The organism is Ferruginibacter profundus (assembly GCF_054783275.1).
Genome location: NZ_BAAGQW010000001.1, coordinates 874,124 through 899,195, shown reverse-complemented (window position 1 = coordinate 899,195; position 25,072 = coordinate 874,124). Strand labels below are relative to the sequence as shown.

The 25,072-nt window shown below is 39.0% G+C and carries 30 protein-coding genes; 24 read left to right on the top strand and 6 right to left on the bottom strand.

Annotation, left to right across the window (positions count from 1 at the left end):
* Positions 1–18: 18 nt before the first annotated feature.
* From ACYVM0_RS03720 to ACYVM0_RS03695, 6 genes are all read right to left on the bottom strand, one after another.
* Positions 19–417, bottom strand: a complete 399-nt coding sequence (locus ACYVM0_RS03720; RefSeq protein WP_460552657.1) for a hypothetical protein — start codon at positions 415–417, stop codon at positions 19–21.
* Positions 418–461: 44 nt separating this feature from the next.
* A complete protein-coding gene (pgi, locus tag ACYVM0_RS03715; RefSeq protein ID WP_460552654.1) occupies positions 462–2,057 on the bottom strand; it encodes a glucose-6-phosphate isomerase in 1,596 nt (531 codons plus the stop codon).
* A gap of 50 nt (positions 2,058–2,107) precedes the next feature.
* Positions 2,108–2,470: a hypothetical protein gene (locus ACYVM0_RS03710; protein ID WP_460552651.1), complete on the bottom strand. Its 363-nt coding sequence runs from the start codon at positions 2,468–2,470 to the stop codon at positions 2,108–2,110.
* A gap of 68 nt (positions 2,471–2,538) precedes the next feature.
* The gene (locus ACYVM0_RS03705; protein ID WP_460552648.1) at positions 2,539–3,180 is read right to left on the bottom strand and encodes a GldM family protein; all 642 of its coding nucleotides are present in this window, start codon (positions 3,178–3,180) and stop codon (positions 2,539–2,541) included.
* Positions 3,181–3,264: 84 nt separating this feature from the next.
* The gene (locus ACYVM0_RS03700) at positions 3,265–3,684 is read right to left on the bottom strand and encodes a pepsin/retropepsin-like aspartic protease family protein (RefSeq protein ID WP_430988717.1); all 420 of its coding nucleotides are present in this window, start codon (positions 3,682–3,684) and stop codon (positions 3,265–3,267) included.
* Positions 3,685–3,723: 39 nt separating this feature from the next.
* On the bottom strand, positions 3,724–4,740 hold the full coding sequence (locus ACYVM0_RS03695) for a threonine aldolase family protein (protein WP_460552644.1): 1,017 nt from the start codon (positions 4,738–4,740) through the stop codon (positions 3,724–3,726).
* Positions 4,741–5,037: 297 nt separating this feature from the next.
* On the opposite strand from ACYVM0_RS03695, the gene ACYVM0_RS03690 reads away from it, so the two are divergent.
* The 24 genes from ACYVM0_RS03690 (at position 5,038) to ACYVM0_RS03575 (ending at position 25,048) form a co-directional block, all read left to right on the top strand.
* Positions 5,038–5,895: a sigma-70 family RNA polymerase sigma factor gene (locus ACYVM0_RS03690; protein WP_255155881.1), complete on the top strand. Its 858-nt coding sequence runs from the start codon at positions 5,038–5,040 to the stop codon at positions 5,893–5,895.
* A 231-nt stretch (positions 5,896–6,126) separates the two neighbouring features.
* Positions 6,127–7,005 carry a DUF4249 domain-containing protein gene (locus ACYVM0_RS03685; RefSeq protein ID WP_460552641.1) on the top strand — a complete coding sequence of 293 codons (879 nt, stop codon included), beginning with the start codon at positions 6,127–6,129 and terminating at the stop codon, positions 7,003–7,005.
* Between the two features lie 254 nt (positions 7,006–7,259).
* A complete protein-coding gene (locus ACYVM0_RS03680) occupies positions 7,260–8,858 on the top strand; it encodes a LamG-like jellyroll fold domain-containing protein (protein WP_460552638.1) in 1,599 nt (532 codons plus the stop codon).
* Positions 8,859–9,184: 326 nt separating this feature from the next.
* Positions 9,185–10,786: a LamG-like jellyroll fold domain-containing protein gene (locus ACYVM0_RS03675; protein WP_460552635.1), complete on the top strand. Its 1,602-nt coding sequence runs from the start codon at positions 9,185–9,187 to the stop codon at positions 10,784–10,786.
* A gap of 133 nt (positions 10,787–10,919) precedes the next feature.
* Complete coding sequence (gene trxB, locus ACYVM0_RS03670; RefSeq protein WP_460552632.1) at positions 10,920–11,858, top strand: NAD(P)/FAD-dependent oxidoreductase; 939 nt, start codon at positions 10,920–10,922, stop codon at positions 11,856–11,858.
* A 100-nt stretch (positions 11,859–11,958) separates the two neighbouring features.
* A complete protein-coding gene (gene folB, locus ACYVM0_RS03665) occupies positions 11,959–12,312 on the top strand; it encodes a dihydroneopterin aldolase (RefSeq protein WP_460552629.1) in 354 nt (117 codons plus the stop codon).
* 1 nt (position 12,313) lies between these two features.
* Positions 12,314–13,066 carry a tetratricopeptide repeat protein gene (locus tag ACYVM0_RS03660; RefSeq protein ID WP_460552626.1) on the top strand — a complete coding sequence of 251 codons (753 nt, stop codon included), beginning with the start codon at positions 12,314–12,316 and terminating at the stop codon, positions 13,064–13,066.
* An 84-nt stretch (positions 13,067–13,150) separates the two neighbouring features.
* Positions 13,151–15,109, top strand: a complete 1,959-nt coding sequence (locus ACYVM0_RS03655) for a M1 family metallopeptidase (protein ID WP_460552623.1) — start codon at positions 13,151–13,153, stop codon at positions 15,107–15,109.
* A 23-nt stretch (positions 15,110–15,132) separates the two neighbouring features.
* Positions 15,133–15,705 (top strand): TlpA family protein disulfide reductase, encoded by a 573-nt coding sequence (locus ACYVM0_RS03650; RefSeq protein WP_460552620.1) that lies wholly within the window; start codon positions 15,133–15,135, stop codon positions 15,703–15,705.
* 287 nt (positions 15,706–15,992) lie between these two features.
* Positions 15,993–16,553 carry a helix-turn-helix domain-containing protein gene (locus tag ACYVM0_RS03645; protein WP_460552617.1) on the top strand — a complete coding sequence of 187 codons (561 nt, stop codon included), beginning with the start codon at positions 15,993–15,995 and terminating at the stop codon, positions 16,551–16,553.
* Between the two features lie 41 nt (positions 16,554–16,594).
* Positions 16,595–16,936: a cupin domain-containing protein gene (locus ACYVM0_RS03640; RefSeq protein WP_460552614.1), complete on the top strand. Its 342-nt coding sequence runs from the start codon at positions 16,595–16,597 to the stop codon at positions 16,934–16,936.
* 19 nt (positions 16,937–16,955) lie between these two features.
* Positions 16,956–17,516, top strand: coding sequence for a helix-turn-helix domain-containing protein (locus ACYVM0_RS03635; RefSeq protein ID WP_460552611.1), 561 nt, complete (start codon positions 16,956–16,958; stop codon positions 17,514–17,516).
* A gap of 95 nt (positions 17,517–17,611) precedes the next feature.
* On the top strand, positions 17,612–17,956 hold the full coding sequence (locus ACYVM0_RS03630; protein ID WP_460552608.1) for a cupin domain-containing protein: 345 nt from the start codon (positions 17,612–17,614) through the stop codon (positions 17,954–17,956).
* Between the two features lie 116 nt (positions 17,957–18,072).
* The gene (locus ACYVM0_RS03625; RefSeq protein WP_460552605.1) at positions 18,073–18,618 is read left to right on the top strand and encodes a helix-turn-helix domain-containing protein; all 546 of its coding nucleotides are present in this window, start codon (positions 18,073–18,075) and stop codon (positions 18,616–18,618) included.
* Positions 18,619–18,711: 93 nt separating this feature from the next.
* A complete protein-coding gene (locus ACYVM0_RS03620) occupies positions 18,712–19,278 on the top strand; it encodes a helix-turn-helix domain-containing protein (protein WP_460552602.1) in 567 nt (188 codons plus the stop codon).
* 28 nt (positions 19,279–19,306) lie between these two features.
* A complete protein-coding gene (locus ACYVM0_RS03615) occupies positions 19,307–22,042 on the top strand; it encodes an ATP-binding protein (RefSeq protein WP_460552599.1) in 2,736 nt (911 codons plus the stop codon).
* Positions 22,039–22,470 carry a DNA-binding transcriptional response regulator gene (locus tag ACYVM0_RS03610; RefSeq protein WP_460552596.1) on the top strand — a complete coding sequence of 144 codons (432 nt, stop codon included), beginning with the start codon at positions 22,039–22,041 and terminating at the stop codon, positions 22,468–22,470. Before ACYVM0_RS03615 ends, ACYVM0_RS03610 begins: the two co-directional genes overlap by 4 nt.
* A gap of 123 nt (positions 22,471–22,593) precedes the next feature.
* Positions 22,594–22,779, top strand: a complete 186-nt coding sequence (locus ACYVM0_RS03605; protein ID WP_430988699.1) for a Thivi_2564 family membrane protein — start codon at positions 22,594–22,596, stop codon at positions 22,777–22,779.
* Between the two features lie 41 nt (positions 22,780–22,820).
* The gene (locus tag ACYVM0_RS03600; RefSeq protein ID WP_460552592.1) at positions 22,821–23,039 is read left to right on the top strand and encodes a hypothetical protein; all 219 of its coding nucleotides are present in this window, start codon (positions 22,821–22,823) and stop codon (positions 23,037–23,039) included.
* A gap of 16 nt (positions 23,040–23,055) precedes the next feature.
* Complete coding sequence (locus ACYVM0_RS03595; protein ID WP_460552589.1) at positions 23,056–23,274, top strand: hypothetical protein; 219 nt, start codon at positions 23,056–23,058, stop codon at positions 23,272–23,274.
* A gap of 43 nt (positions 23,275–23,317) precedes the next feature.
* Positions 23,318–23,701, top strand: coding sequence for a hypothetical protein (locus ACYVM0_RS03590; RefSeq protein WP_460552586.1), 384 nt, complete (start codon positions 23,318–23,320; stop codon positions 23,699–23,701).
* A 21-nt stretch (positions 23,702–23,722) separates the two neighbouring features.
* Positions 23,723–24,076, top strand: coding sequence for a hypothetical protein (locus tag ACYVM0_RS03585; protein ID WP_460552583.1), 354 nt, complete (start codon positions 23,723–23,725; stop codon positions 24,074–24,076).
* A gap of 27 nt (positions 24,077–24,103) precedes the next feature.
* On the top strand, positions 24,104–24,577 hold the full coding sequence (locus ACYVM0_RS03580) for a universal stress protein (protein ID WP_460552580.1): 474 nt from the start codon (positions 24,104–24,106) through the stop codon (positions 24,575–24,577).
* Between the two features lie 162 nt (positions 24,578–24,739).
* Complete coding sequence (locus tag ACYVM0_RS03575; RefSeq protein ID WP_460552577.1) at positions 24,740–25,048, top strand: hypothetical protein; 309 nt, start codon at positions 24,740–24,742, stop codon at positions 25,046–25,048.
* Positions 25,049–25,072: the final 24 nt, after the last annotated feature.

Below are 25,072 nucleotides of genomic sequence, written 5' to 3'. Positions count from 1 at the left end.
ACTGCATTTACATTCATCCTATTTTTTCCTCATCAGATCCAGCATTAAATTTTTAGAAGGCAGCGGTGTAAACTTTACAGGATTTAAAAAAATATTCTTATTGGTAGGGGTTGTAAAATAATCCTGCTTTGGAATAGCATTGGGCATAGTGCCATTGGCAAGCGGGGTTGCATATACCGGCATTGCATTCAGCAAACTCATATCAGGTACCAGGCAAGGCATATTATCCTGTGGCATGGCATAAATTTTACCTGAAGTAGTTTCACAAATTAGCTTAGCCTTAGGCGCATTGATGGTTGTTAACAGGTCGGAAGCCTTGTCTGGCTGCAACAAACTTTCCGGGTTAGAAGGTTGAACCTGCGCTGTTGCTGATTGTACAATAAGAACAGCACCCGCTACTATGCATATTGCTTTCATAAAAAACGTTTTAGTTTTATTAAAGTTAAGCCGTTTCTACAAAATTATTTCATTTTCTTATACGCATTTATCAGTCCGTTGGTGGATGAATCATGCGATGCAACTGTATCTGCATTCAATAACTCGGGCAAAATTTTATTGGCTAATACCTTGCCCAGTTCAACTCCCCATTGATCAAAACTGTAAATATTCCAGATAACACCCTGTACAAAAATCTTATGCTCGTACAAAGCAATTAATTCTCCTAAACTGAAAGGCGTTATCTCTTTTACTAAAAAAGAATTGGTAGGGCGGTTGCCTTCAAAAACCCTGTACACATTATCATGTGTGGTGCCATTCATCAAGGCTTCTGTTTGCGCAAAAAAATTGCTCAGTAGTTTTTGATGATGATCGGATATCACATTGTGGCTGATGGCAGGCGCAATAAAATCGCAGGGAATGATCTGGGTGCCCTGGTGTATCAACTGGTAAAAAGCATGCTGGCCGTTTGTACCCGGTTCGCCCCATATCACCGGGCCGGTGGTATAAGTAACCTTTTCACCATTTCTGTCTATGTACTTTCCGTTGCTCTCCATATTACCCTGCTGAAAATAAGCAGAGAAGCGATGCATATATTGATCGTAAGGTAAAATAGCTTCGGTGGTGGTACCATAAAAATTACCATACCACAAACCTATCAATGCCATTAAAACAGGAATATTTTTTTCGAAAGCAGTAGTACGGAAATGTTTATCCGATTCATGGGCACCTTTCAGTAATTCTTCAAAATTATTATAGCCAACTGTTAAAGCAATTGATAAACCGATAGCACTCCACAAACTATACCGGCCACCTACCCAGTCCCAAAAGCCAAACATGTTTTCCGTAGCAATACCAAATTTTGTTACCTCAGTTTCATTGGTAGATAAGGCTACAAAATGTTTGGCCACCAATGCTTCATCTTTTGCAGATTGTAAAAACCAGTTTCTGGCACTATGTGCATTGGTCATGGTTTCCTGTGTAGTGAATGTTTTACTGGCTATTAAAAACAAGGTTTCATCAGGCGTAACTTTCTTTAAAGTTTCAGCAATATGCGTACCATCCACATTGCTTACAAAATAGGTTTGAATACCTTCCACCCAATATGGTTTTAAAGCCTCCGTTACCATTACCGGTCCCAGGTCGCTACCGCCAATACCAATATTGACAATGTATTTTATTTTTTTGCCGCTATAACCTTTCCATTCACCACTATGTATCCTGGTACAAAAATTTTTCATCTGTTCCAGTACTTTTTTTACATCAGGCATTACATCAACCCCATCGGTTAAAACAGGCGTACCCGAAAAGTTCCTTAATGCAGTATGTAAAACTGCTCTTCCTTCGGTACCATTGATTTTTTCGCCGGTAAACATGGCTTCAATAGCATCGCCAAGCTGGCATTCGCCGGCCAGGCCAACTAATAACTGCATGGTTTCGGCAGTGATAATATTCTTGGAGTAATCGAATAAAATATCGTTGAACTGTAAAGAAAATCTATTGAATCTTTCTGCATCTGCTTTAAACAGGTCTTTCATCTGTACCGTTTTCATCTGGCTGAAATGATTTTGCAAAGCATGCCACGATGGGGTGGAAGTGGGGTTGATTTTAGGGAAGCTCACGGTTGTAAAATTTTATTTGCCATAAAGTTATTCAAAAATCGGCGGACTTCTTATTTCTTCAGCACCTCAATAGTTAAAAACTCATTGGGCTTCAGAAAAAATTTATAAAATAAATAGGCTAAAGGCAGGTTGGCAAACAATAACAGCGGGTAAAACCTGGTAACAAAAAATATAATAAAAAAGATAGCGCTGAAGATAATACCACCCCATAACCTGCCATTATCAGCTTCGCAACCAATACCTATCAAAACAGCGTCAGCAGTTGGTTTGGTGATATGTTTTGGTTTGGAAAAATGAAAGCCATTTTTGGCAACTAATTTTAATGGCAGATCATGTTCATCTAAAACCAATGGTTCCTGTTCTTTTAACTGGTACAAATGCGTGTCATTTACCAGCACGTATAATTTAAGCACTCTTAACAGGAGTTGCCTTTCTCTTAAAATAATTATGGTTGAAGAGGGTTGGATAATGGTTGCGTATATTAATTTTCGATCATCAATACAAGTGGTTCTAATTCCACAGAGCCGCCTGGCCCCCTGACAAATATTTTATCAAATATAATGATATCATTTGTTGCTAAAACTGAAAATGCCGCTCTTAATTCGTCACCGATTTTATTAGTTTTATTAAAATAGGTCTTTGTTTTGCATGAATCATTAAAAAAAATTCCTACCCTAAAACTATCTATGCTGAACTTTACATCATAGCCATAATAGCCGTCCATATCTGCCCTTACAACTTCCTGATTTGCTATAACCACTTTTTGAGCCCTTCTGCCATATCCATAAGGCCCGATTTTAAAAGTTGGGGGAGGAATTAGTTTTACACTAAAACCCCTGGAACTGATTTTTTTTAATTTACCCGCCGTTCTTTTATATACTGTAATAGTGGCAATGCCGGGGGAATTTCCATAATAAGTAAACTTACAACCGGAACCATTTATTTCTCCATTATCAGCCTTTATCACTAAATCTTTACAAGGGCAATTTTCTGCTGCTATAGTCAGGGGATTTTCAATACCAACATAAAAAATACCGGCTTTATCTGCAGCCATTGCAACTTGCTGGTTAAAGGCAGTGTAAAAAATGAATTGAAAAAGAAATAGAAGCAATGCAGTTTTCATTATTTATCGTAAAATGGTTTATCACATTGTTTCTATCACACTTTTAAACTTTACAGAGCTGAATACAAAAGGGCATTATGCCGATTATTTCAATTTCATCTGGGCATAATACGGATGGTCGGGGTTTACAATCAGTTCTTCTCTTAAAGGATGAATTAAAACATCCATATCCTCTAAAGGAATTGCACCTAAGTGTGGTTCATTATCGCCATGTAAAACCATTGCATAACATACTGTTTTACGGTTTTTAAACAGCACCTGAACCGGGCCAACAATATCAAACTCCTCAATATGCCCATTGGCAGAAATACCTTTGCGTTTTTCTAAAAAAGGTAAGTCCAATTGCGCCTGTATCGTTTCATTAATACATAAATTATATGCTCCGGTATCTACCAGGATCCTGATTGGCATTCGTTTAATTTCATCTTCGCCAATAATATACTTTTTAGCAAGAGCCAGATCATCTGCATTTACAAGCTCAACATCAGCATATACAAACCCCATAAATTATTTTTATTTAAAATTACAATTTTTAAAGTAAAATCACATTGCTTCAATTATACCTACCAGCTTTGCCACCATTGCAGGCGTTACATCCAGGTGCGTAACCATCCTTACCTGCGTTGGAGAAATAGACAGGCATAAAATATCATCCAGTTTAAGCCGATCACAAAACTCTTTTGCGGTATAGGAGCCCATTACTTCAAAAATGATGATATTGGTTTCCACCGGCATTATTTTGCCGATAAAATCTTTTTTTGCCAATGCCTCAGCGATCTGATGTGCATGTAAATGATCTTCTGCCAGGCGATCCATATTATTCTCCAGGGCATAAATGCCGGCAGCGGCTAAGTAGCCGGCCTGGCGCATACCACCTCCAAAAACCTTTCTTACCCGCCTGGCTTTTTTAATAAAATCAAATTTCCCCAGCAACAGGCTGCCAACAGGTGTGCCCATTCCTTTGCTTAAACAAACCGAAATGCTGTCGAACACAGCACCGTACTGTTTGGGTGATTCTCCTTTTGCCACCAATGCATTCCAAAGCCTGGCACCATCTAAATGAAGACCTAATTTATTTTTTAAGCAAATCTCTTTAATTAGTTCAAAATCACGGAATTCATAACAGCTTCCACCACCCCTGTTGGCAGTGTTTTCAAGGCTTACAAGGCTTGTCCTGGCTTTATGTACATCATCAGGATTGATGGCTTCAGTAACCTGCTCGGCACTGATCCTGCCACGGTCGCCATCCAGCGCTTTTACCTGGCAGCTGCTGTTAAAAGCAATACCGCCTCCTTCGTAAATGTAAACGTGGCTTACTTTATCGCAGATCACTTCATCGCCGGGCTGGGTATGGCATTTAATACCAATCTGGTTGGTCATGGTGCCGCTGGGGCAAAACAGCGCCGCTTCCATTCCAAACATATCGGCGGTCATGGCCTCTAACTGGTTAACTGAGGGGTCTTCACCAAAAACATCATCACCAACATGGGCTTTAAACATGGCATCCAGCATTGCCGGGGAGGGCCTGGTAAATGTATCGGAACGTAAATCGGTTATCATGCACCAAATATAAGCTTCAAGTGGCAAGCTGCAAGGGGGCCCATGTTTAAATTTAAAGGGTCTGTTATTTTAACAAAGCCCCTAAATCGGCAGGCTTGCCCCTTGCAGCTTGTCACTTGAAGCTCCCTCTTATCCACCATTCATACCTTTTTTACACAAACACTATGAAATACGGCTGTTTTAATGTAATTTTGCAAACTATTTTCAAGGATTTTGAAGCATTAACCATTCATTTGCAACATTTTCCCCAATAAATATGTCTATATAGTGTTATCTATTCTGAATTAATACATTACAATGAGGCAACTTAAGATCGCAACGCAGATTACCAACCGTGATTCACAAGCAGTTGAGAAATATTTGCAGGAAATTTCGAAAATCTCTATGATTACTCCTGAAGAGGAAACCATCCTGGCCCAAAAGATCAAGATGGGGGATCAGAGAGCATTGGACAAATTGGTGCAGGCCAACCTTCGTTTTGTGGTATCTGTGGCTAAGCAGTACCAGCACCAGGGCCTTTCTCTTAGTGATTTAATTAACGAGGGTAACCTCGGCTTAATCAAAGCAGCACAACGCTTTGACGAAACAAAAGGTTTCAAATTCATTTCTTACGCCGTGTGGTGGATTCGCCAATCTATACTACAGGCGTTGGCAGAGCAGGGCAGATTAGTCCGCTTGCCTCAAAACAAAATTGGCACCTACAACAAAGCTAACAAAGCTTACATGGCTTTTGAACAGGAACATGAGAGAGAACCATCAACAGAAGAGTTAGCAGAATTACTGGAGATGAGTGAAACAGAGATCAACAACATTTTTCAAAGCAACACCCGTCATACTTCCCTTGATGCACCCGTGCATGAAGCAGAAGATGTAGCCATGGGTGATTTATTGAAAGGTGGTGACGAAACTGATGAAGATGTAATGCATGATTCATTGAAAAATGAGATCCGCAGGGTTTTAAAATCATTAAGTCCACGGGAAGCAGAGATCGTTAATGCTTACTTTGGTCTGGATGGAGAAAATGGTGTTACCATTGAGCAAATTGGTCAGAAGTATGACTTAACCAAAGAGCGTATCCGCCAGATTAAGGAAAGAGCTATCAAGCGCCTGCAAAAAGCCCGTTACAGCGGCGCATTAAAAGCCTATTTAGGTTAATAATATTTTGATGGGTTATTCCTCCTGGTCCTTCTGCCAAAAGCAGGAGGACTTTTTTTTAGGGGGCAAAATGATCAATGCTCCACAATTAATGTACAATGTTCAATTAAAAGGCAAGTGCATTTTATTGAACATTAATTGTTGAGCATTGAATATTTTTTCTCTTGTTTGAAAAAGATTTATTAAACAAAATACTAAAGTCTGTCCCGCAGCCATTAATTTTGCCATGCAATGAAAACACTTGTTATTTTATTTTCTGCCTTATTCTTTCTTTCTTCCTGCGAAAAGAATATTGATTTTAATTTGAAGAATGCCGATGATGTATTGGTGGTGGATGCCCAGATAGAGAACGGACAACCCCCTACGGTAGTACTTACCAAAAGTTTTGATTATTTCAGCAGCATCAGTGCTCAACTGCTGGCCAATTCTTTTGTGCATAATGCAGAAGTCACTGTATCCAACGGAACATTAACCCATAAATTAAGGGAGTATCCGTTGCCGTTAGGTGGTGGCTATACGGCCTACTATTACACGTTGGATTCTGCTAACCTTACCACTGCCTTTGTTGGAGAGTTTAATAAAAAATATACCTTAAATATAAAAGCTGAAGGAAAAGACTATACAGCTGCAACCAATATACCTGTTCTTGCAAAATATCCCGATTCTTTATGGTTTAAAAGAGCACCTTTAAATCCCGATACCAACAAAAGGGTACTGATGAGTAAAACAACAGACCCGCCGGGCCTGGGCAATTATATCCGTTATTTTACCAAAAAGAACAGCGGTAATTTTTTACCCGGTGAAAATTCTGTTTTTGACGATGCTATTATTGACGGTACTACCTATGAGATACAGGTTGATCCGGGTATTGACCGGAACAACAGGCTTTCTGCAGACAGCAATTTTTTTAGAAAAGGAGACACGGTTACCGTAAAACTATGCAATATCGACAAAGCAACCTATACCTTCTGGAGCACCTGGGAATTTGCACAGCAAAGCATTGGCAATCCATTCTCTCAGCCTAATAAAGTATTGGGGAATATCAGTAACGGGGCGTTAGGTGCTTTTTGTGGCTATGCAGCCTGGTATCGTACAATAATTGCTAAATAAAACAACTCTAACCTATTAATAATCATCTATTTATTTAGTAGCAGCCAAAAAAAGCTACCGCAAAATTTAATTCTTTCAATAATATATATATATTTGTGGTACTCCCGATAAAACTGTGTAGCTAATTCAGCTTACCAAATCCGTACCATCTAATAATAATTCCCTTTACTATAAGGCTGGTATCATTTGGCAATTAATTTATATTTTTAAAAAATAAAACAGTTTTTACATTAAACCTTATAAACCTTTCTTACATGAAACAAAAGTCTACAAGCTTGCAGGCGAACTTTAAATTTATTCTTACCATCGTTCTTTTCTTTTCTCTTACTTCAAAAACCAATGCGCAGGGTAATGCCTTAAATTTTGACGGTATTAATGACCACGTGGTAATTGGCCCGGCAGCAGGGTTATATACAGCTGGTGGCGCCTATACTAAAGAAGCGTGGATATTAAAAGGCAACTGGTTTACTGCCGAAAATATTATTTCTTCCAAAGACCCTTTCTTTATTGAATACGATCAGCATGTAAATGCCTCAAATGATTATATCATTCCTAACCAGGAGCATTATGATGTTATTAATCCCCAGAAATTAGAAAACAATCACTGGGTGCATATGGCAGTAACTTTTGATGGTGTATCTACCATGAAGATGTACCACAATGGTGTTTTAGTTGATGTTAATACTGCGGTACCATTTACTTCTGCAAGCGGGCAGAATTATATCGGTTGCTTTTTTGATACTGATGCCGGCCAGGTGGATTATTTTTTTACCGGTGCTATGGATGAGATACGTATTTACAATATTGCGCTTACACAAGCGCAGATACAGGCAGATATGGTAAGCCCGACACCGGCTGTTCCTGCTAACCTGCTGGCGCATTATAATTTTAACAATGGTGTTGCAGAAGGCAATAATGCCGGTTTAAATACTTTAACCGATTTAAGCGGTAACGGAAATGACGGCGCATTAGTAAATTTTGCAAACACCGGTGCTACCAGTAACTGGGTAGGCAGTTATGCAATGATTGTACCAGTGGGCAATGCCGCTACCACCGTACTTACCAACAGTTTCCAGGCAAACTGGTCTAACCCGGTTTTCGGATCAGGATTTGTTGACCAGTTTCGTATGGAGGTTTCAGATACTATTGATTTCAGCAGGCTTATTGCAGCGCCTTTTTATGTTCCCTTTGGCACCAATTCTTTTACAGTATCAGGCTTAAATCCTAACACTACTTATTACTACAGAGTTTCTGCAGATAAAGCGGGTTTTGCTAACCAGGGCGCTTTCTCTAACGTGATTACTGTTACCACATTGGCTGTATTACCTGTTAACCTGCTTAGCTTTAATGTAAGCAAAACCAATGGCAGCAACCAGTTGTTGTGGTCAACAGCATCAGAAGTAAACAGTAAATATTTTGAGTTGCAGAGAAGTGAAGATGGCAGAAACTTTACAACAATTGCAAATGTTAACAGCAATGGAAACAGCAGCAGTGTAAAAAATTACCAGTATGCTGATGCACTTGCTGCAAACCCGGCACCAATTTATTACTACCGCTTAAAAATGGTGGATATTAACGCCAGTTATATTTACAGCGATATTGTATTAATTAAGAACACTAAAGGAGGTAGCATTACAATATACCCTAATCCTGCACAGGAAAAAGTGATTGTAAATATTACCGACAAAAACCTGTTGCGTACCACTGCATCACTGAGCGACATCAGTGGTAAATTATTGCAGACTATAAACATTACACAAACCGCAACTACCATCAACATCAGCAGTTACCAGAAGGGTGTGTATGTTTTAAGACTTTCTAATGACGAAAGCATAAAATTTGTGAAAGAATAAGTTTTATTGTATAAAATAAAAGTTGAAAAAAAAGCCCCGGTACAAACAGGTACCGGGGCTTTTTTTCTACAGGCATTTTAAAAGGGAGGTATCGTAAAATTACTATGCTGTATAACCCATCAGGTTTTTCAGGCAAATTAATTATGGCATAAATATTGGGGCACTTAAAGTGAATATCCTTCAACCCACAACGGCAATGCAGCAGCATCACACAATTTATAAACGCAACATAATTTTAAGCAATGGTTAAGAGCAAATAATTAATAACGTTTTTTAAATAAAAAATGTAATTTTATATAACAAACCTTACACTTTAAACTTTGTCTATGAAAAAAAATCTTACACTTTTTTTGTCAAAATTTTCATGCCTTTTTTTTCTCAGCATCAGTGTTGCTACTATCAGTAACGCACAACCTGTAAATGGGTTAAGTTTTGACGGCGGCGATGATTATGCCATTGCAGGCCCGGCCGGCGGTTTTTATACAGCAGGCTCCAGCTATACCAAAGAAGCCTGGGTACTGTATACATCAGCCAATAATATTGATGTGGAAAATATATTGTCCTCCAAAGACGGATTTTGGGTAGAGGCCGGTAAAATTCACGTAGCAAATAATTTTGATGGCACTAACTATGATATTGTTGATGCAGTTCCGTTTACAACTAACCGTTGGGAGCATGTGGCAGTAACTTATGATGCGGCTACCAACACCATGAAGCTATACAGGAATGGCGTTTTAGCTGCTACAAATGGTGCAGTACCTGCATCAGCCAGCGGACAAAATCTTATCGGCGGCTTTGATGATACCGGGTTGGGAGGAGGAGGATTGGGTGTGCAAACTTATTCCTGGAAAGGCTCAATGGATGAACTGAGGGTATACAATGTTGCACTTACACAAGCCAATATACAGGCAGATATGGTAAGTACCGCAGCATCTGTACCGGCTAACCTGCAGGCCTATTATAATTTTGATATTGGCACCGCAGGCGGAACCAATACAGGATTAACCAGTTTACCTGATGGCAGCGCAAATGCGTATACTGCTACATTAACCAATTTTGCACTTACCGGCGCTACCAGTAACTGGGTTGAAAGCTACGCAATGGTTATACCAACGGCTACAGCAGCAACCAACATCACCGGTGGTTTTACAGGCTTTACAGCCAACTGGAATGCACCTGTACTGGGAACAGTAAATAGTTATACCGTTGAAGTATCATCTACCATAGATTTCAGCAGCCCCGTAGCAGGCTCACCTTTCAACGTTGCTTTTGGTACCAATTCTTTAGCCGTTACAGGGTTAACAGCCAGTACCAATTACTATTACAGGGTTTCGGCAGATAAAACTTCTGTTACCGGCCAGGGTGCTTTTTCTAATACCATTACTGCACTTGCGGTTTTACCGGTTAACCTGCTTAGCTTTAGCGTAAGTAAATCAACAGGTGCTAACCTGCTGCAATGGTCTACAGCGTCCGAAATCAACAGTAAATATTTTGAACTTTTGAGAAGTGAGGATGGTACCAATTTTACACCTGTTTCAAAAATTTACAGCAATGGCAACAGCAGCAGTGTAAAAAATTATCAATATGCTGATAATCTTTCTGCAAATCTTCCGCCGGTATATTACTACCGTTTAAAAATGGTGGATATTAACGGAAGCTTTACTTACAGCGATATTGTATTGGTTAAGAATGGTAAGGGCATTACTATTACAGTATACCCTAATCCTGCACAGGACAAGGTTACAGTAAATATCACTGATAAGAACCTGTTGCGTACAACGGCTTCATTAAGTGATATCAGCGGTAAGATTTTGCAAACTATAAATATTACGCAAACTGTTACTACTTTAGACATCAGCGCTTATCAGAAAGGTGTGTATGTGTTAAGGCTGGCCGATGGCCAAAGTGTGAAGCTGGTTAAAGAATAGTTTGTAACCTGATCATATTTAAAGAGAGGTTCCAATGCCAAAAGCGTTGGAACCTTTTTTTATGGGCATGTAAAAACGCCGACATAATAATTACCAATTATCCTGTAAATTTGTGATCCTTATAGAAAAAATTATGGATAACGAAAAAGTACATTGTTTAATAATAGGATCGGGTCCGGCAGGTTATACAGCAGCAATTTATGCATCAAGGGCAGGCTTAAACCCGGTTTTATACCAGGGTATTCAGCCCGGAGGGCAATTAACCATCACAACAGAAGTGGAAAACTATCCCGGCTACCCCGAAGGCATACAGGGGCCGGATATGATGGTGCATTTTGAAAACCAGGCCAAGAGGATGGGCGCAGATATCCGTTATGGATTGGCTACTAAAGTTGATTTTTCTGCAAGGCCTTTAAAGGTGGAAATTGATGAAGAGAAATGGATAGAGGCTGACTCGGTGATCATATCTACAGGTGCAAGCGCCAAATGGCTGGGTTTGCCCAGCGAACAAAGGCTGAATGGCTATGGCGTAAGTGCCTGTGCAGTGTGCGATGGATTTTTCTTTAAAGGAAAAGAAGTAGCGATCATTGGTGCAGGAGATACTGCTGCAGAAGAAGCTTTATATCTTTCTAAAATTTGCTCGGTAGTACACATGATCGTTCGTAAAGGAGAAATGAGAGCGAGCAAAGTAATGCAGGAAAGGGTTTTAAAAACCGCTAACATAAAAGTTAACTGGCACAGCGAAACAGATGAAATTTTAGGCGATAAAAAAGTAGAAGCAGTACGCATTAAGAATAATCAGACCGGGGCAACCACCGAAATTCCGGTGAGTGCATTTTTTGTGGCGATAGGGCACCAGCCTAACAGTGATATTTTTAAAGGCTGGATAGATATGGATGATGCCGGGTATATCAAAACCATTCCGGGTAGTTCTAAAACCAATATTGAAGGTGTATTTGCCAGTGGCGATGTACAGGATAAAATTTACCGCCAGGCAGTAACAGCAGCAGGCAGTGGTTGTATGGCAGCGCTGGATGCGGAACGTTACCTGAGTGAGAAAGGACTACACTAGGTAAGGTATAATTGATAAATTAATAATGGATAATGTTTTTAACCAGTTATCTTTTTAATTATTAAGAATGCCTGCAAATTGAAAAATTATTCATTAATTCATGTTTACCATTCATCTTCACCATTTGCGGTTCTTCTCCTTTCATGGTGTACATGAAGAAGAAAGTATTTTAGGTAACGATTATGAGGTAAATGCAGATGTGACATTTACTGCTACAGAAGCTACTGTAACGGCCTTACATCAAACGATCAACTACGTAAAAATTTATGATATTATAAAGCAGCAGATGCATATACCAACTGCTCTTTTAGAAACCGTGGCACAGGATCTGGCGGAAAAGATATATGCCTATGACCAGCGTATTACATCAATCAATATCAATATAAAAAAAGAACATCCTCCTATTCCCAATTTTACAGGTTCGGTTGGAGTGAGTTATAAAAAAGATTTTTAGAATGAAATTGCTTTATGTATTCCTTATTTCGATCTTTACTTTTTTAAGTGCTGCTTCGCAGGATATAGATGCGCTTATTAAAGAGGCCGACAGGTTAGAAGCTGTACCCGATGAAAAAGCGGCACTGGCAAAATTTAAAGAAGCACTGAAAGTGCGCCCCACGCATTTGCATGCATTAAGCAAAAGCAGCGAATTATGCAGCCGCATCGGGCAACGCCAAACCAATACCAAAGTAAGAGATGATTATTATACTGCCGCAAGAATATATGCCCAAACTGCATTAACTATCGATTCCACAAATTCAGAAGCCAATACTTCCATGGCCATTATGCTGGGCAGAAGTACTTTAACCAAATCGGGAAAAGAAAAAGTAGCATCGGCAAAAGACCTGAAGAAGTATGTGGAAGCAGCTATTAAAAGCAATCCTTCTAATTTTTTAGCCTGGCATGTACTGGGGCGCTGGCATTACGAGATCAGTAACCTTAATATGGTAGAGAGGGCAGCAGTAAAAGTTTTTTACGGTGGCTTTCCGCCTTCGTCATTAAAAGAAAGCATTGCTGCTTTTGAAAAATCCAAAGCCCTTACTTCGGGTTTTATTTTAAACTACCTGGAATTGGCAAAAGCCTACCATAGAAATAACCAGGATACCAAAGCCATAGCATTACTTAAAGAAATGATGCTTATACCTAATCACACTGAAGACGATCCCACAATTAAAGAAACCGGTAAAAAATACCTGGAAGACTGGCAATAGATGAGTGCCGCTATTGTTTAATTTATATATACGGTTACAACAATAAGCTTGTTTTATCTATCTTCATTGTATAAAATAAAGCTCATGCAAAAATTATTGCTCTCTCTTATTTGTTTAGTCATTTGCAGTACGGCAACTCTTGCCCAGTCTGAACCGGGGGTTGATACCAAATATGATCCTCATGCATTATTCTCTCCAACATTTTATCCTGTAGGCGGCACCATCAGCAGGGCTGCCACCGGCGAGCCTAATGTTGGATATTGGCAAAATAAAGCCGACTACCAGATCAGCGCTTCACTAAATGATGTAACACACGAAATAAGCGGCAGTGTAACTATTACCTATAAAAATAACAGTCCGCATGTACTGCCATTTTTATGGCTGCAGTTAGAGCAGAATTTATTTAATAAAGACAGCCGTGGGCAGGCACGCATGCCCATCGACAGCCGCAGCCGCTACGGCGACAGCAAAAGTGCGTTCAGTGGTGGCGATAAAATAACCAGTGTTAAATATGAAGATGGCAGCCCGGTAAATTATATCATTACTGATACCAGGATGCAGGTTCGTTTACGCACTCCCGTTAAGCCCGGCGGAGATGTGATCAGGTTAAAAATAGATTTCTCCTTTACGTTACCGGAATATGGTGCCGACCGCTGTGGTATTTTAAAAACAAAGAACGGCGATATTTTTACGGTGGCACAATGGTACCCTAAAATGTGTGTGTTTGATGATGTACGGGGATGGAATACTGATCCCTACCTGGGGCCAAGTGAATTTTATTTAGAATATGGCGATTTTGATGTTGCCATTACCGCACCGGCAAGCCATATTGTGGTTTGCAGCGGCGAATTACAAAATGCAGCTGAAGTATTAACAGCAACACAGGTTGCCAGGCTGGAAGAAGCAAAGAAAAGTGATAAAACAGTAATGATAAGAACAGAGAAAGAAGTTACTGATCCTGCATCAAGGCCGGCAGGTACCACACTTACCTGGAAATATAAGATCACCAATGCAAGAGATGCAGCATGGGCTTCATCAAAAAGTTTTATATGGGATGCGGCTAAAATAAATTTACCCAGTGGCAAAAATTGTTTGGCCATGAGTGTATACCCGGCCGAGAGTAATGGCAAAAAAGCATGGGGCAGGGCAACAGAATATACCAAGGGAAGTATTGAAAACTACAGTAAACGCTGGTACGAATTTCCTTACCCTGTGGCTACGAATGTGGCCAGTAATGTAGGCGGAATGGAATATCCGGGTATTGTTTTTTGTGGTAATAAAGCCACTGAAGCCGGGTTGTTTGGTGTAACGGATCATGAATTCGGGCATACCTGGTTTCCAATGATTGTAGGCAGTAACGAACGCCGCTATGGCTGGATGGATGAGGGTTTCAATACATTCATTAACTCGTTGGCTAACCAGGATTTTAATAAAGGTGAATACAAAGGCGATCCTACTAACATGGAAGGAACAGCAGGGTATATGTTTAACGAACGTACGGAGCCGGTTTTTTTAACCCCCGATGCAATGAAAGAAGGAAACATCGGTATTGCATTGTATTTTAAACCGGGTTATGGTTTGGAATTATTGCGCAATGAAATCCTTGGGCCAGACCGTTTTGATTATGCATTCAGAACCTATATCAACCGCTGGGCATTTAAACATCCCACACCATGGGATTTTTTCAGAACCATGGAGAATGCGGCAGGAGAGGATCTTGCCTGGTTCTGGAAAGCATGGTTCCTGGAAAATTACAGGCTTGATCAATCTATTGTATCGGTTAAATACGAAAAAGATATTGCCGCCAACGGCGCCATTGTTACCATTGCCAACCTTGATGAAATGGCAATGCCTGTAAACATCAGCTACGAAACAAAGAGTGGCACAAAAGGCATGTTGAAATTGCCGGTAGAGATATGGAATAACACTGCAATATGGAAAGTAAAACTTCCTACTACAGAAGAATTAAAAACAGTAGAGATTGATGCGGCTAAAGTGTTTCCCGATATGAATTTTGCCAATAACGTTTGGAAAGGCAATTAACCCTGTAGCTAAAAAGAGGGATTATGAAATCTTTGATGGTTGCTGTACTTATTTGTTTAACCAGTAGTTTGTCTGCACAACAAACTATTGCAACTAAAACATCTCCCAGGCAGGATTCTTCATTTTCAATGGCATTACAGCGACGTGCTCTGCTGGCAATAGGAAAGCCATTCCCGTTGTTTGCCGCCACTTACCGGAATGAAAAATTTACGAATAAAAATTTAACCGGGAAGATTGTGTTTATCAATTTCTGGTTTGCCAGTTGTGCCCCCTGTATTGCCGAAATGGATGCGTTGAATGAATTGTATGATTCATTAAGAGACAACAGCCGTTTTGAATTTATCTCTTTTACTTACGAGAGGCAGGATAAAATAGATGAAGTGGCCGGGGAACACCGGATGCAGTATACAATTGTACCGATAAGTTTTGAGGATTGCTACAGGCTGAATCAAAACAATGGATTTCCCACCAGTATCATACTTGACGCAAAAGGAACGATTACTTATTTAAAACTCACAGCTTCTACCAACGCGGAGGAGGCAAGGAAAGCGGTGTTTGAAGAGTTTTATCCCAGGCTTAAAGCCATGCTGCAATAAGTTGTAATCATTTTTGAGTGTATCATTTATTTACCTTGTTAATGCAATCACTGATAACAATCATTATACGGAATGATTTAAGAGTAATATGCAGTATAACAAAGTTTTATTGTATACCGGCATTAAAAACAGGCAATTCCTGTTTTAATGGCCGCAGATATTAGTTTACACAGCCAAAGTTGCGTAGTTTTACCCGGTCTGTTTTTGTTTTGATGTTGATGGCAAACGGTGCAAAACCATTTTCCGCTTTATAACAAAGGTCTTTATATACTACAACCCGAATAAAATTGAAGCTTTACATCAAATACATGGTAAGCATCCGCTGTAAAATGCTGGTGAAGGAGGAATTAAAAAAACTCGGGTTACACTACACTACAGTCAATTTGGGTGAAGTAGAGATAATGGAAAACATTACACCCGAACAAAGAGGGCTGATACAAACGGCATTGCTGCAATCGGGGTTGCAGTTACTGGATGATAAGAAATCTATCCTTATTGAAAAGGTAAAAGGGGTGATCATTGAGATGATCCATTATTCTGATGATCTGCCCAAAACAAATTTTTCTGATTTCCTGAGCGAAAAGCTCAACTACGATTATACCTACCTTGCTAACCTGTTTTCGGAAACGGAAGCCACTACCATTGAACAGTTTATTATCCTGCATAAAATAGAAAGAGTAAAAGAACTGATCATTTACGACGAATTGAACCTTACTGAAATTGCCAGGAAAATGCATTACAGCAGTGTGGCGCACTTATCGCACCAGTTTAAAAAAATAACCGGCTTAACACCTTCTTATTTTAAATCGTTGAAGCATAAAAAACGCAGTGCACTGGAAAATCTGTGATCGTTAATTAAATGCCCCTGATAAATTTATAAATCAATTACATGGATACAAACGAAATTGAAAAAGCCAAAGCACACATTATTGTAGAGATCATTGAGTACATTCCTAATGCAGTATTAAGCAAAACCATTATTAAAAGAACTACGGGAAATATTACCGCTTCTGCATTTGATGCAGGGGAGGAATTGCCGGAAAAGACTTCTCCTTTTGATAATTATATACAGATCATTGACGGCGCTGCGGAACTGATCATGGATAAAAAAGTATACCAGCTGAATTTAGGGGAAGGCATCATTATCCCTGCACATTGTACCCATTGCTTTAATGCCAACCAGCAATTTAAAATGATATCCACTATTATTAAAAGCGGTTACGAGGATTAGCAGCACAACATAAACAACATTGAAACTCTTTATCAAATACATGGTCAGCATCCGTTGCAAAATGGTGGTTAAAGCAGAGCTGGATAAAATGGGGTTGCATTACGGCGCAGTAGACCTGGGCGAAGTGGAAGTAAAGGAATTGATGAGTGCTGCAGAATATGATGAATTAAAAACTGCATTAGCCAGATCCGGACTGGAGCTGATGTACGATAAAAATGCCTTGCTGATTGAAAAGGTTAAGAGCCTGGTTATTGAAATGGTACATTATACAGATGAATTGCCTGATATAAAAAACTCTGCATACATAAGCGAAAAACTCCAGCACGAATACAGTTCCTTAGCGGCTCTTTTTTCGGAAGCAACGGGTACTACTATAGAACACTTCATCATCATCCATAAAATTGAACGGGTAAAGGAAATGCTTTTATACAGCGGCCACAACCTTACCGAAATAGCCTACCAGCTTAACTACAGCAGTGTAGCCCACCTTTCTAACCAGTTTAAAAAAATAACCGGACTCACACCTTCTTTCTTTAAAAAATTACGGGATAAGCGGCAAACAGCCATTGATAATGTGTGAAAGATGCAAGTTATTTCTTCTATTCTGTAAATACTTTTTCAAAATTACCTTCACCTTTGCTTTGCAAAAAGTTTTTTGTAAGTAAAAAAAATACTATGCCAATAAATGGTGAAATAGAAAAAGCTAAAGCGCATATTATTGTTGAAATAATTGAATACGTACCCAACAGTGTGTTAAGTAAAACCATTATCAAAAAATCAACAGGTAATGTAACGGTTTCGTCTTTTGATGAAGGAGAGGAGCTGGCGGAAAAGACTTCTCCTTTTGATAATTATATCCAGATTATTGACGGCGCCGCCGAGGTGGTGATCAATGAAAAGAAATTCAACCTTAAATTAGGAGAAGGAATTGTAATTCCGGCCCATTCCAGGTATTGCTTTAATGCCAACGAGCAATTTAAAATGTTATCCACTGTTATAAAAAGCGGGTACGAAGAATAAATACATCATTCATATTTCATTAAAAAATACGGCACTGATATTTTATAAAAGCTGCAAAGCTTGCCGGCAATCTATTGTATACACAAAATCAATTTGAATTATTATCCTGAAAAATTTTGAAACTCTACATTAAATACATGGTTAGTATCCGCTGCAAAATGGTGGTTAAAACAGAGCTGGATAAGCTGGGATTGCGTTATGGATCGATAGACCTGGGAGAAGTGGAGATTGACGAAGAAATCACCGAAACAGCGTACGATCAGTTAAAGAAAGCTTTGTTACAATCGGGGCTGGAGCTGATGTATGATAAAAATGCCATGCTGGTTGAAAAGATAAAAGCTGTGATAATAGAGATGATACATTATGCCGATGAATTACCCGACATGAAAAAATCAGCGTTCATCAGTAAAAAGCTCAACTATAATTACTCAAAACTCTCTACAATTTTTTCCGAAGCCACTGGTATTACAATTGAACAGTATATCATCATACACAAAGTGGAAAAGGTGAAAGAATTGCTTTTATATGACGAGTTGAGCCTTATCCAGATAAGCAATATGCTGCATTATAGCAGCGTTTCACATCTTTCCAGTCAATTTAAAAAAATTACCGGTTTATCACCTACTTATTTCAAACAGCTTAAAAAGCGCAAAAGCAAATAATGTGTGAATTGTGTAACTGTTTCCGGTAATTGTGTAACTAATGCGGTGGAATGAAATTCATCTTTGTATATCATGCTTCATAAAGAATAACATTTGAAACTTCACATTAAATACATGATGAGTAACCGTTGCAAGGCGGTGGTTAAAGAAGCGCTGAAAGAGCTCGGCCTGCATTTTATAATAGTAGACCTCGGGGAAGTGGATATAATGGAAACACTTTCTGCAATGCAATTGGATACATTGAAAGGTATGCTGTTGAAGTCGGGCCTCGAATTAATGGATGACAGGAAAGCGGTATTGATAGATAAGATAAAACAGGCGGTTATCGAAATGGTGTATCAATCGGATGAACTGGTAAAAATAAATTTTTCTGTTTACCTCACCGAAAAGCTGCAACAGGATTATAATTCCCTCGCCAATCTTTTTTCGGAAGTACAGGGAGCTACTATTGAACAATTTGTGATCGGGCATAAAGTGGAGCGTATAAAAGAACTGATGATATACGGCGAACTGAATATTACTGAGATTGCGTGGAAGATGAATTACAGCAGTGTGGCACATTTATCTAACCAGTTTAAAAAAGTGACCGGCCTTTCGCCTTCTCATTTTAAGCAATTAAGAAATAAACGGGAATCGCCGGCTGAAGAAATTTTGAATTAGCATACCTAAAATTTATAGCTGCATATATATGGCTGAAATAAAAGATCCGCAAAACGAAGCGTTACTGCTTCTTCGTAAAGAACTCTTACTGGAAAAAGAAGAAAAAAATAAACTGGCTGCAGAGCTGGCTATGGTGCGTAATGAATTAGCCTTTCAAAAAATAGAGAAGGGAAAGCGGGTAGCAGAGCTGGGCATTGCCAATAAAGAATTACAATTTCAGGATGGTGAAAAAGAAAAAAGGGCAACGGAATTAGGTATCGCAAACACAGAGCTTTTATTTCAAACCGGGGAGAAAGAGAAAAGAGCTGCCGAATTAGTACTTGCAGATATAGAACTGGTACATGAAAGCAAGGAAAAAGAAAAAAGAAAGATTGCCAGTGCGAAAGTAGTGGAAAGTGAGATCAATTTAAGAAGCCTGATTGAGAACCTGCCTGTTGCAGTGTACACCTGCGATGAGAATGGTTATATAAAAGTATACAACAAAGTTGCTGAAAAACTCTGGGGCTATAAACCGGAAACAGGTAAACAGCGGTGGAGTGGTACCTGGAAAACTTTTTCTATTGAAGGCGAGTTTATACCCTCAGATAGTTGCCCGATGGCAATAACCATCAGGGAAAAACGTAGTATTCCTGTTGTTGAAATGATATTGGAAAGGCCGGATGGCAGCCGTTCCAATGTGATCTGTAATCCACAGGCTATATTTGATAACCAGGGAAATTTTACAGGTGCTATCAATACCCTGCTGGATATAACACAGGAAAGAAAATTACACGACGCATCAAAATTATTATCTAAATATTCACGTAGTTTAATTGAAGCCAGTCGTGACCCCTTGTTTACCATCAGTGCCGAAGGTAAAATTACAGATGCCAATGAAGCATCAGTGAATATCACCGGCGTTGCAAGAGAACAACTAACAGGAACCGAATTCATAAAATATTTTACAGAGCCACAGAAAGCAAAGGAAGGTTATGAACAGGTTTTTGAAAAGGGATTTGTAACAGACTATCCGTTAACTATAACAGACCATAAATTTACCGAAGTATTATTTAACGGGTCGGTATATAAAGACGAAGAGGGGCAGGTAATTGGTGCGGTAGTGGTAGCAAGGGATATAACCGAACAGAAGATTATTGAGAATGAATTAATAGAAGCAAAAATATTTGCCGAGTTGGCTACCATTCTTGCAGAGGACGCCAAAAGCAAGGCAGAGAGTGCCACAAGGATTGCCGTAGATGCAGTAAAGGCCAAGCAACAGTTCTTATCTAACATGAGCCACGAAATAAGAACGCCGATGAATGCGATCATCGGGTTTACTAAAGTGGTGTTGAAGACAGATCTTACTGCAAAACAAAAAGAGTATCTAACGGCCATTAAAATGAGCGGCGACGCATTGATCGTTCTCATCAACGATATTCTTGACCTTGCAAAAGTAGATGCCGGTAAAATGGTATTTGAAGCCACGCCTTTTAAAATGGCCTTATCCATTTCGGCGATGTTGCATTTATTTGAAACTAAAATCCAGGAAAAGAATTTAGAATTGGTGAAACAATACGATCATACTATTCCCGAAGTATTGGTAGGAGATCCTGTAAGGTTACACCAGATCATTTTAAACCTGGTAAGTAATGCCGTGAAGTTTACTTCCAAAGGGAAAATTGTGGTGAACATAAAAATGATCAGTGAAGATGAGCACAAGGTAACCATCGAATTTTCAGTTGCAGATACCGGCATTGGCATTTCGGAAAATAAAATAGAAACGATATTCGAAAATTTTCAGCAGGCATCCAGCGGTACATCAAGATTGTATGGCGGAACCGGTTTAGGGCTTGCTATTGTAAAGCAATTGGTAGAAGCACAAGGCGGTACTATTACTGTGCAAAGTAAACCGGATGAAGGTTCTGTTTTTAGTTTTATATTAAGTTTTCAAAAAACAACCGATATAGCAGAACCGGAAATTCTGCTAACTCAACTGGACGAAGAAATAAAAAATATTAAGGTATTGGTAGTGGAGGATATTGCACTGAACCAGCTGCTGATGAAAACATTATTGGATGATTTTGGCTTTGAAAGAGATATTGCAGCCAATGGAAAAATTGCAATAGAAAAACTGCAAAGCAAAGATTACGATGTTATTTTAATGGACCTGCAAATGCCGGAGATGAATGGTTTTGAAGCCACAGAATATATTCGCAATACCATGCATTCCAAAATTCCCATCATTGCATTAACGGCAGATGTAACTACGGTAGACCTGGCAAAATGTAAAGATGTTGGCATGAACGATTATATAGCCAAGCCGGTAGACGAAAGGTTGCTGTACAGTAAAATAGTAGGGCTGGTAAAGAAACCGCCGTTTGTAAAAGCACCCGAGGAAATTGAAAGTCCTGCAACAAAAAAAATAAAATGTATCGACCTGGATTATTTGCTGCACCGCACCAAATCCAACCCTGCGTTGATGATGGAAATGATATCATTATACCTGGAGCAAACACCGCCATTAATATCTGCCATGAAACAAGGTATGGAGAACCAGGACTGGAATGGTTTATATGCAGCAGTGCATAAAATGATCCCTTCTTTTTCAATAATGGGTATCAGTACTGATTTTGAAATTATGGCAAAAAAAGTACAGGAATTTGCCAGCACACAAAAGCAGGCAGAAGGTATAACCGATATGATCTTACAGCTTGAAAATATCTGTACACAGGCATGTATGGAACTGGCAGAAGAGTTGAACACAATTAAAAAAGGTAACTCATGAAAAATGAAAAAATAAAAATTTTTTTGGTGGATGATGATGCGGTGTTTTTAAAATTACTGGAAATTGAATTTTTATCACACGCCGATTTTATAGTAGACACTTTTGCAACAGGCGAATTTTGCCTGGAGCAGCTTGCCACCAACCCCGATGTGATCGTTTTGGATTATCACCTGGATGGTGTGGTTAAAAATGTAATGAATGGCATTGAAACATTAGACAGGATCAAAGCACTCAACCCTGATATACCTGTGATCATGTTATCATCCCAGGATAAAATTGAGGTGGCCATCAACTGCATGCACCACCGGGCAGTGGATTATGTAGTGAAAAGCGAGACCGCTTTTATGCGCCTGCAAAAAATTATCACCACTATTTTCAGCTATAAAAAAATGGAAAAAGAACTGAACTGGTATATGGAAAGAATGTAGTTTTTGCACCCCGGAATCCTTTCAGACAAAAGTGGGAATATTGCAACTTAATTGGGCAATTGTGTAACAGATATGTAGCTTAAGCAGCTCATCTTTACTGTTCACAATAAACACATTCTTTTTATGCCCATCCTTAACATCATAATTATTTTAATTGTTGTAGGTGTATTACTCTGGTTAGTAAATACCTACATACCTATGGATCGCAAGATCAAAAACATCCTGAATGTAGTGGTGGTAATTGTAGTGGTAGTATGGTTGTTAAAAGTTTTTGGCCTTTTAAGCTCTCTGCAAAATATGCATACCTGATCAGTAATGTAAAATATAATTCACTTTAAATTATTGTATTGATGAAAACGGAAGCTGAGCTGAATGATGCTATAGTAAAACTTACTATGAAGATACAGGAAAATTTTCCTGAATTAAATAAGTACCTCAACGAAATGCCGGTTACAATACCCGATACGGATAACCCTGAAATGAATATTAAAAAACTACAGGAATATTACGATTCTTTAACCGACCTGGTAAATAAATACAGCCTGAGTCATAACAGTACTGACCAATAAAATTAAAAATTAACCTATGCAAAAAATAGCGGGATTTGCGCTGATTGTAATTGGAATAATTATGATAGCATTTACGGGGTTTAATTTTACTACCCGGGAAAAAGTGGTGGATGCAGGGCCAATACAAATTACTAAAGAAAAAGACCACGCTATTCAATGGCCGCCAATTGCAGGCGGGGTGTTGATAGCTGCAGGCATCATAGTTCTTGTGATTGGTAAAAACAAAAAAAACTAATAGGCTTAATACAATTCGTCAGCACATTTAATTAAACAACAACATGACAACAACAAAGAAATTAGGTATATGGATGGATCATTCCAATGCACATTTAATGGAATTTGAAAATGCGGCAGAAGGTTCAAAAACAATTGCCTCACCTTTTACACACGACGTAAAAGAAGAGAGCATGGAAAAAGGCCAGAAAGTGATGCACCACAAAGAGCAACAGGAACAGGCTGCTTATTATAAGCAATTGGGAGAAGTGATATTGAATTACCAGGATGTGGTTTTGTTTGGCCCAACCAATGCCAAAACAGAATTATTCAATGTTTTAAAGAAGGATCATCATTTTGATAAAATAAAAATTGAGATAAAGCAGGCCGATAAAATGTCGGAGAACCAGCAGCATGCTTTTGTAAGAGAATATTTTTCCACCAATTAATGGTAACTTTAAAATACAACTATGGAAAAGAAACCAGGCAATATTAAAATACCGGGGCGTACTGCTACAACAGATGAGCAACTTGCTTTTGAAGGCATTCCCGTTTATCCTGCAAGTGAGGATATTTACAACAAAGCAAAAGAAGAGCAGGATATTGATCCGGAAGATATTACAGCATTAAAAGCGCCTAATGAAAAAGATCCTGACGCAGGAAATGAAAAGGATTTTAAAGAAGATCCCTTTGGCAACGACCTTGATATACCCGGAGCTGAATTGGATGATGACGAAGAAATTATTGGTAGTGAAGATGAAGAAAATAATCATTACAGCCTCGGTGGTGATAACCATAATGATCTTGATGAAGATAAGGGGTAATGAATTTAAAACTTAAAATACTAAAAGATGAAAACAGTATTAATTGCTTTGGATTACGATCCTACAGCAGAAAAAGTAGCAGCAGCCGGAGCCGCATTGGCAAAAGCACTGGGTGCTAAAGTGATATTGTTACATGTAATTGCAGAACCGGCGTATTATTCTTCTACCGCCTATGCACCGGTAATGGGTTTTGGTGGTTATGTAGATATTAATTTTTCAGAACCGGATATCATTGATAATTTAAAAAAAGCATCACAGGAATTCCTGGACAGGTCTAAAGAGCACCTGGATGACACTGCTATAGAAACACTGGTAAAAGAAGGCGATATTCCTGATTCTATTATAGCTGCCGCCAAAGAACAAAATGCTGATGTGATCGTTATTGGGTCGCATAGCCGCAAATGGCTGGAATCTATTGTGATGGGTAGTGTTACAGAAAAAGTATTGCACCATACTACCACGCCGCTTTTTATAATTCCCACAAAGAAAGAAGAAGCGTAGTTTTGATCAGTGGTTATAACTGGTTCAGTGGTTATAATTTTTTCTCCCGCTGACAAAGTGTGAATGATACAATTTATGTAAAGAATGGTATAATACCTGCTGCCGTAAATTGCTTCATCTTTACCTACTGTTTATTACCAGTAATCATTTTAAAAAAACGACATGAAAAAATTTGTAATGTTCTTTTTGATTGGTGCACTCATCAGCACCACCGCACTATCTCAAAGCAGTGATGAAAAAGTACTTAAAGGTACCATCAAAGATAAAAAAGCAGACCGTAAAGAAATGGGTAACGATGTTACGCACCTCTGGGCAAAAGCTGCCGTAAGGCATCGCAGGGAAGTAAAGCGTCACCGCAAAAGTATTCACCGCCAGGGAGAGAACCTGCAAAATCAGGGTGTAAAACATCCTGTCAGAAAAGCAAAGCACCAGGCCAAAGCAGATAAAGATGCTAAGAATGGCAGGGATTGAAAGTTATAGAATTATTGCAAAATG